Here is a 13,290-nt window from a genome sequence, read left to right as displayed (position 1 = left end):
GCAACCACATTGCTCAAGACCGGTCGACGGACTTGGCAGTCGTTATCCAAAAAGGTAAACACGATGGTCGTAGACCCTTCATCGCCAAGCAGCGAATGCCCGGTAGCACGAACACTGGAAGCCATCGGGGATCGTTGGTCGCTCATGATCATTCGCGACGCGTTTGACGACATTCGCCGATTCAGCGAATTTCAAAAAAGCCTGGGGGTGGCCAGGAACATTCTGGCATCGCGCCTGAAGACGTTGGTTGAGGTCGGTGTATTCGACGTTCAACCGGCGTCGGATGGAAGTGCCTACAAGGAATACGTACTGACGGAGAAAGGGCGTGAGATCTTTCCTGTGGTGGTCAGTATGAGGCAGTGGGGCGAACGGTTTCTGTTCACGGGGGACGAGACGCGTTCAGTGCTGTTGGACAATGAGTACGGCCAGTCCCTGATGCCGATTGAAGTTCGCTCCTCGAGCGGCCAAAAACTTGGACCGTCCGACTGCCACAGAGTGAGGGTGGTTGCCGGCGAGTCGTGAATCGAACGGTGACGGCGATTCAGTCGAGCAGCGACACCAGCCGCGGTTCGATTGACTGGTCAACCACCTCAAGCAACGCCAGGGTGACAGGCAACTTGAAGCGTCGGCGCCCGGCACTGCCTGGATTCAGGAATAGCCGTTCACCGCGCCAGTCGATGCGCGGTTTGTGCGAATGACCGGTGATCACCAGCTTGATGCGGCTATCAAGATCGGCCGCCACGTCGGCGATGTCATGCACCAGCAGCACCGTCCAGCCGTTGAACTCCAGGTGCAGACAATCGGGCAACTCCCGCGCCCAGGATGCGTCCAGGTCATTGTTGCCCCGCACCGCATCCACCGGCGCGATTGCGGCCAATTGGTCGAGGATCGCCTCGCTACCGATGTCACCCGCGTGAAGGATGCGATCACAGCCTTGCAGGGCGGCAATGGCTTCGGGGCGGAGCAAGCCGTGGGTGTCGGAGATGACGCCGATTTTCATCGCGGGCGGCTCGAGATGCATTCTGCTTCCAGGCTCAAGCGGATGTCTCCTGTGCTGAGCATTGTTGAGCGAAGCAGTCAATTCAACCACATCGAAGCCGGGCCCGGGCGGTAAATGACATCGAAGGCGTAAACTCCGCTTTGGCGGCTGCTCATTGAAACCAGAGCGAGCACAGCCGCCACTTGCGATCAACTAACGTTCTTGTGGCTGGTCAGCAGCTCGCCTTACCTGGTTCAACAGGTGATCGACATCCTCGGCGGTGGTCGCGAACGAGGTGACAAAGCGAACGACATTCGGTCCCCAGCGATCATGGTAGAACCCGAAGCCGGCCTTCAGCAGCGCATCGATCATTGCCGAGTCCAGCCGGCAGAACAGGATGTTCGCCTCGGTGCCGCCGAGCACCTCGACGCCACCCAGGCCCTCAAGCCCTTGCGCCAGGCGCTGGGCGGCAGCGTTGGCCTTGCGTGCATTGCGCAGCCAGAGATCGTCGGTCAGGTACGCATCGATCTGCGCCGACAGAAAACGCATCTTGGAAGAGAGATGGCCTGCACGCTTGCGGCGGTAATTCATCTCGGTGGCAAGGGAGGTGTTGAACAGGACGATCGCTTCCGCCGCCAGCACGCCGTTCTTGGTGGCACCGAACGACAGGGCATCCACGCCGGCCTTCCACGTCATCTCGGCCGGGGAGCAGCCAAGCGACACCAGGGCGTTGGCAAAGCGCGATCCATCCATATGCAATCCCAAGGAAGAGGACTTGCAGACGTCACCAATGGCTGCGATTTCATCCAGGGTGTAGATGCTGCCGACTTCAGTGGCCTGAGTGATGCTGACGCAGGCGGGCTGGGTCGTGTGTACGTCGCCGATTTTTTCGCGAGTGCGCTCGCGCAATCGGACGATATCCAGCTTGGCCGCCGGGCCGTCGACGGTCATCAGCTTCGCGCCGTTGGAAAAGAACTCGGGCGCGCCGCATTCATCGTTATTGATATGGCTGGCCGGGTGGCAGTAGATGTTGCCCCAGGGTGGTGTCATCGCACTCAGGCACAGGGCGTTGGCGGCGGTGCCGGTGGGCACGAGAAAGACCTCCACGTCGCGCTCGAAGATCTCGCAGAACTTGCGCTTGACCTGTGCCGTCAACTCGTCGGTGCCATAGGGACCCGCCTGGCCCGAACTGTGTTTGACGAGGGCTTGTGCCACCTCCGGCGATGCACCGGCGATGTTGTCACTTGAAAAACCCAGCGCGGGCGGTCTGCTTGTTTCACCGTTCATCATCCAGTTCTCGGCTGCGCAGGCGAAGGTGTTTCGCCCGGATTGGCGCATCCTATGGAGGGGGACGGTTGTTGCGCTTGTAAAAAATTGACGCTCGCCGATGGTCGACGGCCTAAGTCCTGTAGCGTGATGGCGCGACGCCGAATGCCTGTCGAAAGGCGCGGTTGAAATGGCTTTGATCGTAGAAGCCGACGGCGTGGGCGACATCGATGATCGGTTGCGCACTGCCAGACAGCAGGCCACACGCCCGTTCGAGACGCAGGCGAAGCAGCCATGCGTGGGGCGTCATGCCGATGGTCCGCTTGAACTGCTTGAGAAACGGGAAACGCCCCAGCCCACATAGTCCGGCGAGATCATCGAGGGTGATTCGCTCATCGATGTGGCTGAAACAATAGTCCCTGACGCGAGACCATTGCAGGGGTGATAGCGAGCCGGTAATCGTTTCGGGCTTGATCGCCCGTGACTGGCTCAACAGGGGTTCAAGGAGGGTGAACCATTGCGTCTGCACCGCGAGGCTGCCGGGGCCAACGGCCTGCTGCATTGCATCGTGCAACCCGCGCAGGTTGCCGGCAAGCCCCGTGTCTTCGAGCAACACACCGGTCAATTCAAGCTCTTTTGGTTGACCGCTGATTTCCTCGGCCAGGCTCGCGACCAGCGCCTGGGATAGACGGAATGTCTTGAGCGTATAAGCGCCGCCGCCCTCGGATACACCGTCGTGGATTTCACCCGGCGGCATCAGGGCAACACTTCCCGGCCCCAAAAGAAACGACTCGCCTTTCGCTCGATGACGCTGGATGCCTTCGGTGACAAAACCAATGTGGAAATCGAGGTGGTAATGGCGATCGAAGCCGACATCCGCAAAACGTGCGGACCCCAGCACCAGGCCTGGTACTTCGGACACGTGATGGTACTTGGCTTGCTCAGTCATGAAACCCGTTCAACAATCGGCGAGGAGGGCGAGAGACTCAAAGTTTAAGTGCGCAAGAGGTACAGATCCATGGGTTGCCAGCAATTGGCCTGAGGTTGTGCATGAGTCATTGAGTGTCAACCCAACTCGCTCGCCATGAGGATGTTGCGCAGCAAGTGACGACGACTCATTTGTCCGCTGCGCAACGCCCGGTAGCCGTCCTAGCTTTGTGGTACCACTCGCGCTTCGTTTCCGGCACCCTCGACGTACACGTTCATGCCTTTTCTCAGCGTCGGGTTGATCGGCTGCGTTACCGAAACCAGTACGCCGCTCTGGGTGCGAACGATGATCTGCTGTGCGTCCACGGGCTGATCATATTTTTTCTTTTCGACGTAGTTGCCGCCTGCCGCCCCCGCGAGGGCTCCGGCGACCATCGCCACATCCCGGCCGGTACCCTGGCCGATCAGGCTACCCAGGCCCAGACCGCCAATACCGCCCAAGATGGCACCGACGCCGCTATCGTGATTGGTCTGCATCTGGGTCTGTGTGATCTGCTCGATTTTCCCCGAGCGAATCTCCATCTCGCCAGCGCCTCCGCTCCCGGCACCCACCGCGGCACAGCCGCCAAGCACCAGACCAAAAAGCGAAATCGTCAACCAGGAAGCGATTGTTTTCATCGTTGAACTCCATTTTCAGAGGAAGTGGATCATGCAAACGCATCCAATGACGTTAGACGAAAAAGTCCGGTTCATGCGCTTGTCTGGCTGTGCAAGGCGTTTGAGGTCGAGAAAGTGCTCCAGCGCCAGAGCACGACCAGGATGGCCACTGATCCGCCCATGCTCACGCAAAAGGCGGCAGGTGTTCTGGTTGACTCCAGTCGCTCAGGACTCTTGCGCCAAACCTGCTACGGCCTGCAGGAGCCTGGGCATGTTTTCCAGGGCTTTTTTCCTGGCTTCAGTAAATCGGTTCAACACGGCAAGCTTTTCAGGATCCCCCTCCTGCAGGCTTCTCAGCACTGTCGGCAAAAGGTGCAGATGGCACTGCGCAAGCCAGTTGGACAACCCCGCGTGGTTCTTCCATTGCCGCTGATTGCCCAGATAAGCGGCCCACATCCTGACCCAGTCCACCGGTGAGCGTGGCAGCGGGACAAACCCACATAGTTGATTCATCTGCATCTGATCGTCGAGGTGGCTTTCTACGTATGCGATGACTGCGGCGCTGAACAGAATCTGATAACTGCTGACTGTCACCAGGTTGATGCGATTGCCATCAAACGCTTTCACGCTTCCCTCAGGAATAATCGGGACAGCGCTTGCGCTGCAGTCGATATAAAGGGCGTCGGGATCTCCAGCGATGCTGCCCCTTTCGAGGGAGATACGGCTGGCTTCAATCGAGCACACTCGCCCCAGGCGCACTACATTGCTTATGCGCCGTAGCGCACGCAACTCAGCCTGTGAAATGGTCGCAGCACGGAAGGCGGTGGGTTCGACGGCTTGATCGATGCGCAGCAGTTCGCCGACACTTTCGAGCCTGAGGAACAGGTCCGGGATCGAATCTGCAGCACCTATTGCTTCGAATTGGTTCGCGAGGCTACCGATCGTTCGTACAACATTCTCCTGGCCGGGTTGAAAGTTGGCGCGATCCAACAACCAGGGGGCGTTTGGAACGATCCATTGAATCCTGCCTGGTGCCACGCCATTCTGCAGCAGCCACAGACAGGCATCGATGCCGGTCTTTCCTCCCCCCACCACCACGTAACGCAAGTAAGGCTGTCCGATCTTTGGCAAGTCGTTGAGCGGTACGCACCGTATACCGGGCTCTATCCGGTAATGCGGAGGATGGGTCGAAGGAACGGCTGCCTGTGCAATAGTCGCATCCACCAGCTTCCTTCGGACCTGGACAGTATTACGTTCGCCGGTGAGCAGGGAAGTGATGCAATGACTATCGGTGCGATCACCTTCGTAGTTGTGCATCGGAAAATATCGCACCCGACCTGACGGCAAGAATCGATGATGCATAAGCTGATCGAAGTAACTGACAATCTCGGCGCCTGAGGCCAATTCATACAAGCCACCGCCCCATTCGGATTCGTCCTTCTGGCCGGAGCCCAACTCGCAGGAGTTAACGCCATAGAAGGCAGACGGCTGGTGCAAGCGGACGAACGAGTAGGCATCGTTCCAGTGTCCACCAGGTTGAGCGTGTCGATCCACCATCAGCACACTCGCATCCGACTGATCGAGCAATGTATCGACGAAGGCCATGGCTGTTGCCCCCGCGCCGATGACCAGATAATCCGTTGCCATGGTGGATGTGTTCATAGGTACGCCCTGATGAAAGTTGAAAATACTCCTCCATCGAATCAGGCTAGTTGTTTTCGCTTGTCGCAAAAGAACAGTTGTTCCTTGCCGACATAGCCAACAGATTTAAAGACTCTCTAAATACCATGTCGACTCTGGAAAGCGGCCAGTTGGTCACCGTGCCGGACGATTACATTGACCGCCAGGTCGTCTTCTGGATGCTGTGGCCAGCCAGCCGTTATGCCTCGCCCAAGTTGCGCGTGTTCATTGACTACATGAGTGCGCACTTGCGCACCTGATCGTTTACGCCTGCAGGTTCAGTATCACCCTCGTCTGACCGGCATCAGGGCGAACCCGCTCCCGCAGGGTGTGGGCTTAACCCAAGGCTGTGAAATCGCTGGCGTGCAGCTCCTGGACGCCCACCAGTTGGATTTCGAACTCGGGGGTGGCGTCGGCGTTGACACTGCCCTGGAGAATGCCATTGGCAAAGCGCAGTTGACCGGTGGCGTTGGCAGGGTCGAAGGCATTGCTGCCGATGAAGGTGAAGGTGTCGACAGCGGTGGTCAGCGGGTTGGCGTCCAGGCCGGTGAAATCCAGAAGATCGCCCTCGGTGCTCTTGAAACCGTTGATCACATCGCGCAAAGCCCCGACGCCCATGTCAGACAGCGCACTGAACGCGAAGGTATCCGCGCCAGTGCCACCGATGAGGTTGTCGGTGCCTGTACCGCCAATCAGCCGGTCATCGCCCGAACCACCCACCAGCGTATCGTTGCCCGCACCACCGTTCAGAACGTTCGCGGCGCTGTTGCCCGAGAGACTGTCGGCGTAGGCGCTTCCCGTCAGGTTTTCGCAGAATTTCAAGGTGTCGAGCCCGGAACCCGTGGTGTTTTGTTGCGCTGACGTCGAGAGGTTTACGGTAACGCCGGACGGGGCGCGCTCAAAGGACACCGTGTCAATGCCATCGCGTCCGTCCAGCACGTTGTTGCCGGTTCCGGCGAACAGCGTGTTGTCCAGCGCGTTGCCCGTGCCATTGGCGGCGCCAGTGCTATCGACATACAGATGTTCAACATTATTGCTGAGGGTAAAGGCCGCCAGGCTGCTGTGCACACTGTCGACTCCTCCAGGCGCCGCACTGCTGTTGGTCTCGATCACGGTGTCATCGGCGTTGTCGACATGATAGGTGTCGTTGCCATCGCCGCCGCTCATGCTGTCGGCCCCTGCGGCACCATTGAGCACGTTATTGGCGGCATTGCCGGTGATGAAGTTGTGCCGCTCATTGCCGGTGCCGTTGATGTCCGACACGCCGGTGAGCACCAGGTTCTCGAGATTGGCGCCCAGGGTCCAGCTGACGGAAGCCTGCACCGTATCGATCTGCGAGGTCGAGGTGCTGGTTTCCACCACGCGGTCGAACGCGTTGTCGACCACATAGATATCGTTGCCATTGCCACCGGTCATGGTGTCGGCGCCCAGTTTGCCATCCAGCGTGTCGTTGCCCGAGCTGCCCACCAGGGTATCCGCCTGGTCGGTACCGGAAATCATGTTCCGGGCGTTGTCGAAAATGTCCTGCACGCTGTTGTTGTCGTCGGGGTTGCCCTCGAAGCCAAGGTCATTGGCAATGTAGTCGGCCAGGCGCTGGCCGACGATCTCAGCCGACTCTTCGTGCAGGTGCCAGACGTCGTCAGGATACGCCAGCGGATCGACTTCGTAGCGCAAGGGGAGGTCGGTGTAGTCCACCGCCAGCTTGACGTCGGCGCGCTCGGCGGCGATGGCTTCCTGGGCCGCGCGGACATAACCACCCCCCTCGACGATGGAGGCAATTTTCTCCTCCGAATAACCACGGGCACGCGCTGCGTCCTGTTCGTAGTGACCGGTTTCCATCATGTACACGCTGAAGTTGCCGAACTGGGCATGCAGGTAATCAAACACCTTCAGGGTCGCGGCCTTGTACGCCGCTGCTGCCGCTGCTTTGTCCGTGGCTCGGGCGATCTCCTGGGCAGCTTCCTCGCCCTGGCCCCAAATGATGCCCATGGTGACGTTACTGATCGATTGCAGTTCGCTGAGCTGACCCCGCAGCAGCGTCACGGCGCGCAACAACGCGGCCCCGGGCTGGTTGGTGTCGGTCAGCCACCAGCACAACTCGAGTTCCCCGGCGCTCAGCGTCGACAGGCCGGTGACCGTGCTGCCGCCCACCGCGATGTCGATGCCGTTGCCATCGGCATCGGTGAACTGGCTGCGCACGTCATAGGGGGTGTAGCGGTCCAGGTCGTTGACCAGCATCGAGGTGCCGGACTGACCGTCGTCCTCCGTCATGCGCAGCAGGCGCGCATTGGATTGGCCGAGGGTGGGCAGATAGAGGATGTCCTGCTGGGTGCTCTCGCCGAACACGAAGTCGCTGGCGGTCAGGGTGTTGAGGTAGTTGCCGAAGAGCGCGATTTCAAAACGATTGCCATCGGCATCCGTTTCGGCGGACTTGATGTAGGTCTTGTCGCCGGCCGCGTTGAGGGTGATGTACAACGTGCCATTGCTGCCATCGCCGAGGCCGAGAAAGCCCAGGCCCGAAACATCGATCTTGTCGACGCCGGCGGTGAAGTCATAAATCGTGTCGGTGGCCGTGACACCGCCGGTGTCGTAGTCGCGGTAGCTGTCGAGCACGTTGCTGTAGCGGAAGGTGTCGGCACCGTCGCCGCCGTACAGTGAGTCGCGTCCGGCGCCGCCGTCGACGGTGTCGGCGCCAGTGCCGGCCTTGATCGTGTCATTGCCACCGAGGCCAAGGATCAGGTCGGCACCCGCCGTGCCGTTGAGGGTTTCGGCATTGTTGGTGCCGGTGACGGTGTTGGCGGGCGCATCGGCCACCGCCAGGGCGAAGCTATCGCTGACCGATGCACCGGTCGGGTCCGTGGCTCTGACCAGCACATTGTAATTACCGGACGCGGTGCTGATCGGCGTGCCGGTGAAGGTCAGGTTGCTGGCATTGAAGCTCAGCCACGCGGGCAGGGCGCTGCCATCGGCCAGGGTGGCGGTGTAGCTGAGGCTGTCATTGTCCGGATCGGTGAAGCTGGTGGCCGGCACCACGTAGCTGAACACGGTGTTTTCGGTGGCGTTCTGATCCAGCAGCGGCGTGGTCAGCACCGGCGCCTGGTTGGTCGGTGACGAGGTGGCGAAGATGAAATTGGCGCTGGTCAGTTTGTCGAGGTGGTTGCCGTCCAGTGCCACTTCGAAGCGGTTGCCATTGGCGTCGGCGGTCAGGGACTTGATGTACGTCTTGGTGCCGGCACTGTTGAGCACCAGGTATACGGTGTTGTTCTTGCCATCCCCCAGGCCGGTGAAACCCATGGCCGAGAGGTCGATCTTGTCGGCGGTGAAATCGAAATCGGTGATCAGGTCGCCAAGGTTGGCACCGCCGGTGTTGTAGTTGCGGTAACTGTCCAGGCGATTGGAAAACACGAACGTGTCCGACCCGGCACCGCCGGTGAGGGTGTCCATGCCGGCGCCGCCGTCGAGTTTGTCGTCGCCCGCGCCGCCACTGAGGCTGTCGTTGCCCGCCAGGCCGAACAGGGTGTCGGCCGAATCGCTGCCCAACAATGAGTCGCTGCCGCTGGTGCCGGTGATCACCCGATTAAAGATGAAGTTATTGGCCGTCAGGGTGCTGGTCAGGTTGCCCGAGAGGATCAGCTCGAAACGATTGCCACTGGCGTCGGCGTCGTAGTCCTTGATGTAGGTGCGGTCGCTGCTGGCGCTGTAGCTGACCTGCAGGGTGCCGCCACGGCCATTGCCTATGCCTGTGAAGCCGAGGCCGGCGAGGTCGATCTTGTCCTGGGTGACGTCGAAGTCAGTGATGGTGTCATCAAAGCTTGTGGTCGCGTTGCGGTAACTGTCGGACTGAGCGGCGAAACGGAACGTATCGGCGCCGGTACCGCCGGTGAGTTTGTCGATGCCTGCACCACCCACCAGAATGTCGCCACCGGCTCCGCCATGGAGGGTGTCGTTGCCGGCAACGCCGTAGAAAATCTCGCTGGCGGCGCTGCCCAGCAGGGTGTCGTTGCCAGCCGTACCTTGCACGGTGGTCATCGGCACCGTGGCGCTGACGTAGCTGCCGTCGCCATAGACCAGCGTGGCACCGTTGCTGGTGTGGCTGATGGTGTTGCCGATGATGGCGTTGCGATCAGTGCCGTCTTCATTGCGCTCTGCAACGCCATAGGTCGACAGGTTGCTGCCGGTGATGAGGTTGCCCTGGATGGTGTTATCGCTGCCGTTGAAGTACTTGCCGGACACGCCCAGGGTGTCGTCGTAGGACTGGATGATGATCTCCGGTACGGGGCTGCCCAGGGAATTGTTGTTGAGCGTGTTGTCGATGATCTCGACGTGGTTGCTGCCGTAGATGCGGATCCCGGCACTGGCGTTGTCGTGAATGTCGACGCCACTGACGGTCACCTCGCTGGACAGTTTGATCAGCACCCCTTCGGCGCCGTTGCCGTACACCTCGCCACCGGTGATGGTGATGTTGCTGGGGGAGGGGATGTCCTCGCTGCCGCGCTGCACCACGATGCCAGTGCCGCCGTTGTTGTAGGCAACGTTATTGGTGAGTGTGAAGTCGTGGGTGCTGGTAACGATGTTGAAACCGTGCCGGTCGTTGTCGTAGGCGACGTTGTTTTCGAAGGTGCTGTCGCTGAGGAAGTCGGCAACGAAACCGTCCAGGCCGTTGCCGTGGGACACGCTGTTGCTGATGACCATGTTCACGGTCTGCTCGTGGGGGTCGAAACCGTACCCGGAGCAATCCTTGATCTCGACGCTGTCGAGGGTGACGTTGGAGTCGTAGCCCGCTTCGCCTGGAATGTAGCCGTTGAACCAACCGTCGATCTTGCCCGTGGTGTTGTCACGGTTGCCGTCGATGGTGAGGTTGCTGACACCGAAGTCGTGGGTTTGCTCGCCATAGGCGGAGCGGATGACTCCGGTGATCTTGGTGTCGGAGCCGTCAGCCACCTTGACGGTGGTTGCGCCCATGCCGTCGCCGTAAAGGTAGACGTTACTCTTGAGCATCAGGCAGCCGTCGGAGGGTTCCTCACCTCCCGAAACGATATAAGTTCCGGTCGGCATGTACACCTGTCCCCCGCCTGCAGCGGCCGCCGCATCAATTGCATTTTGTATCGCAGCCGTATCGTCAGTGATGCCATCTCCTTTGGCGCCAAAATTTTGGACATTGAAAATCATGAGTTTATCTCCGTATCAGGCGAAAACCTCGGCAGATGCCAATACTCCATCGGCAGCTACCGTGTTATGACCCACCGGAGCGCAAAAGTTGTGACCGCATATCGGGGAAGCGTCAAAAAACAGATAAAGCTGATTAGCGGTTATGAGATGTTTTGGAGAAATAACGGTTTGTTGACGATCATTCAGGTGGCGAGTCCGCAATGGACCGGGTGGCTCGCGCAGCGGATGGCGCTGAAAAAAAGCTCAAAAGACCGAGACCTTGTTCAGGGTTCCGCCTGGCAGCCGAAGGGGCCGCCAGGTGAACGCTTTGGAGAGTCGAGTGGAGTCAGGCCCGAAGCCTTACATCGAGTGCCAGGGCTTGGAATTCGCTCTGCGAACCGTTGCCGATAAGTGCCATTCGGCGACTGTCCGGTCGGGCGAGGTAGCGGGCGGCAAGTGCAGAAGTGGCAGCGGTGCGAATGGCAGTAGTCAGCGTCATTTCACTGTGCGGGAAGCGGTTTTTTTGGGATGTCGGGGCCGCGGTCCGACGAAGAAACCGCGGCGGCCGATCAATCAGGCGGCGGGGAGCAGGCCTTTCTGTTTGGCGACATGAGTCGCCAGTGCGTCCATCAAGTCCGGGGACAGGCAGTCATAGGGCTCTAGGCCGATCGAGCGCAGGCGCTCACGGATGGCCTTCATTTGCGCTGGCGGTGTGCCGGTTTCGATGATGGAGGACACGAACGCCGCGAAGCTCGGCGCAGCCCATCCACTTTGGGGAGAGAGCTCGGTGTGGACGAAGTCCAGACCATAAAATGCATGGTCTTTGTTCTCGATGCGCCCGAAGAGATGGGCGTGGCACTGCTTGCAGGCGTGCCGCTGAATGGTGGCGGTTTCGTCGACAATTGCCAGTTTCTCACCGTGGGCAGTGACGCTGACCTTATCCCGAGGTACTACGGCAATGACGGCGAATGTCGCGTTTTGCGGTTTCCAGCATTTGCTGCAGCCGCACGCGTGGTTATGCAGGGTTTGTGCGTCGATCTTGACCTCGACCTTGTCGGTCGCACACAAGCATTGCAGGGTGCCTCCTGTGAAATTCGCAGCGGCAGGCTGGATACCATTGTCCAGTGCAGGGTGAAGTTTCAAGGTGTTCACGTTGGCTTCTCCGTTTCAGGGTGTTGGACGAAAGTGCCTGGGGCCGTACACCTCATCGCATCCTGGACCATCTTCGGCAACTGGGTGCGACCCTCGACGCCTTTGGATTTATCGACCCGAAGATCGCCTGGGCCAAGCGACCACGGGGAGAAAGAGTGGCTGTCGCCTCCGGTATCCCAGAGAAAATCATAGTTCAAAGACGCCCTGAAAACCGGGTAGCAAGCGGTTTCTTATTGCTCGTGGATTCCCACTGATCCAGCGTCGATATTGCTTCGGACACATCGCAGGGTGAGCACGAAAACTTAATGTCTGAAGCATCGATGGCAAATCTACAAATCAGTTCGCGAGAATTCAAAGGGTTGGTTCAGAGAGCTAGAGCTGTGGACCTCAGAACTGAGGCGGGGATCTGCTTCAATACAGAATTTAACTTGTGGGCGATGTCATGTGTTCATAAGAGGACCGTCTCCTTGCTCTGGGGGAGTACAGGCAGAATCGTGGGGATATTGTTCATCGATTTATGTTCATAGGGGAGTACTAGCCAGCAACCTCCAGCACGACGTCACCGATGCCGATGCCGATGCCGATGCCGATGCCGATGCCGATGCCGATGCGACGAAATCAGTGGTGCGTAAGGCCGTCAAGCAGTTCGGGCGTCTCGACGTGGCATTTGCCAACGCCGGTATTTCCTGGCGCGGCGCGCCGGCGACCCTACGCACCTACGATGAGGACGAGTTTGAACGCATCTGCGCTGTGGACCTGAATCCACAGCCGACTTCTGTCTGTCGTGACGGGCAGCAGTCGCCCCATATCGGACATTGCAGTATCAATCAAAAACCATTGCGTGCTTGCGTGGATCTAGGAGTACTCCCGAATTTTTTACAGATCAAATCCAGGTCATTCCACGGGTTACACCGTTGTCCTGCGTACCCGCAATCTGGGGAGTGTTGAAACACGTCAACACGATCAATCTCTTTTTGCTGGGCGTGGCAAGTTCGGCAAGACACGATGCCATTAGCAATTTGCCATCGACCATTCCAAACAATCAGATCCTCGGTCGCCGTCATAAATCACCATCTAATCTCTTTTCACCCACATTAGAATCGATCGACAAATTACAGCTGAGGTTCCCCCAAAAAAAGGGACTGCTTTTGGCGGATTGCTGTCTGTCAGGAAAAAGTCATTCAGGCGTCATGGCCACCGCTAGCGTTATGTTGATTAACTCTTCGTTCTTGCTGATTGTTGCCAACGCATTATGCACATTGCCTCCAATCTCACCCGAGCCGCGCTGCTCGATCCAAAGGGTAAGCTCCATGATCGCGGCTTCGAGGGCTAGTAAGTTATGATTGATCTTGAAGAGCAGAGAAGGGAGTAGGTCAGCGTTCGAAAACGTCATTCCTCCGTGAAAGAGATCAGCAATGAAAGACCGGCGCGTCCTCCGCGACTTCCGCTGTTTTTGTTGTACCTTTGGTTTTTTTGCTAGG

The 13,290-nt window shown here is 59.0% G+C and carries 10 protein-coding genes and 1 pseudogene; 2 read left to right on the top strand and 9 right to left on the bottom strand.

The window, feature by feature from the left end; all coding sequences use genetic code 11:
- Positions 1 to 63: 63 nt before the first annotated feature.
- Entirely contained in the window at positions 64 to 522 is a 459-nt protein-coding gene (locus tag AC1Q6Y_RS08750; RefSeq protein ID WP_340311894.1) for a winged helix-turn-helix transcriptional regulator, read from the top strand.
- 19 nt (positions 523 to 541) lie between these two features.
- Here AC1Q6Y_RS08750 and AC1Q6Y_RS08745 read toward each other — a convergent pair whose 3' ends face one another.
- The 5 genes from AC1Q6Y_RS08745 to AC1Q6Y_RS08725 form a co-directional block, all read right to left on the bottom strand.
- Positions 542 to 1,000 (bottom strand): metallophosphoesterase family protein, encoded by a 459-nt coding sequence (locus AC1Q6Y_RS08745; RefSeq protein ID WP_492587155.1) that lies wholly within the window; start codon positions 998 to 1,000, stop codon positions 542 to 544.
- Between the two features lie 192 nt (positions 1,001 to 1,192).
- On the bottom strand, positions 1,193 to 2,269 hold the full coding sequence (locus AC1Q6Y_RS08740) for a threonine aldolase family protein (RefSeq protein ID WP_492624401.1): 1,077 nt from the start codon (positions 2,267 to 2,269) through the stop codon (positions 1,193 to 1,195).
- A 109-nt stretch (positions 2,270 to 2,378) separates the two neighbouring features.
- Positions 2,379 to 3,194 (bottom strand): AraC family transcriptional regulator, encoded by an 816-nt coding sequence (locus tag AC1Q6Y_RS08735; RefSeq protein WP_492587052.1) that lies wholly within the window; start codon positions 3,192 to 3,194, stop codon positions 2,379 to 2,381.
- Between the two features lie 200 nt (positions 3,195 to 3,394).
- Positions 3,395 to 3,850 (bottom strand): glycine zipper 2TM domain-containing protein, encoded by a 456-nt coding sequence (locus tag AC1Q6Y_RS08730; RefSeq protein ID WP_057714847.1) that lies wholly within the window; start codon positions 3,848 to 3,850, stop codon positions 3,395 to 3,397.
- A gap of 204 nt (positions 3,851 to 4,054) precedes the next feature.
- Positions 4,055 to 5,491 carry an NAD(P)-binding protein gene (locus tag AC1Q6Y_RS08725; protein WP_492624400.1) on the bottom strand — a complete coding sequence of 479 codons (1,437 nt, stop codon included), beginning with the start codon at positions 5,489 to 5,491 and terminating at the stop codon, positions 4,055 to 4,057.
- 125 nt (positions 5,492 to 5,616) lie between these two features.
- On the opposite strand from AC1Q6Y_RS08725, the gene AC1Q6Y_RS08720 reads away from it, so the two are divergent.
- The gene (locus AC1Q6Y_RS08720; RefSeq protein ID WP_492624399.1) at positions 5,617 to 5,769 is read left to right on the top strand and encodes a hypothetical protein; all 153 of its coding nucleotides are present in this window, start codon (positions 5,617 to 5,619) and stop codon (positions 5,767 to 5,769) included.
- 76 nt (positions 5,770 to 5,845) lie between these two features.
- On the opposite strand, the gene AC1Q6Y_RS08715 is transcribed toward AC1Q6Y_RS08720, so the two are convergent.
- The 4 genes and pseudogenes from AC1Q6Y_RS08715 to AC1Q6Y_RS08700 form a co-directional block, all read right to left on the bottom strand.
- Positions 5,846 to 10,678 (bottom strand): M10 family metallopeptidase C-terminal domain-containing protein, encoded by a 4,833-nt coding sequence (locus AC1Q6Y_RS08715; protein ID WP_492624398.1) that lies wholly within the window; start codon positions 10,676 to 10,678, stop codon positions 5,846 to 5,848.
- A 334-nt stretch (positions 10,679 to 11,012) separates the two neighbouring features.
- Positions 11,013 to 11,162 (bottom strand): annotated as a pseudogene (locus tag AC1Q6Y_RS08710) (ornithine cyclodeaminase); the annotation flags it as partial.
- A gap of 68 nt (positions 11,163 to 11,230) precedes the next feature.
- Positions 11,231 to 11,809, bottom strand: coding sequence for an S-(hydroxymethyl)glutathione synthase (gene gfa, locus AC1Q6Y_RS08705; RefSeq protein ID WP_492624397.1), 579 nt, complete (start codon positions 11,807 to 11,809; stop codon positions 11,231 to 11,233).
- A 1,177-nt stretch (positions 11,810 to 12,986) separates the two neighbouring features.
- Positions 12,987 to 13,202 carry a hypothetical protein gene (locus AC1Q6Y_RS08700; RefSeq protein WP_492624396.1) on the bottom strand — a complete coding sequence of 72 codons (216 nt, stop codon included), beginning with the start codon at positions 13,200 to 13,202 and terminating at the stop codon, positions 12,987 to 12,989.
- Positions 13,203 to 13,290 lie beyond the last annotated feature (88 nt).

The organism is Pseudomonas sp. GW823-FHT06E10 (genome assembly GCF_058794995.1).
Note: the sequence above shows the minus strand (reverse complement) of the source record. Positions and strands in the feature narration are given on the sequence as shown.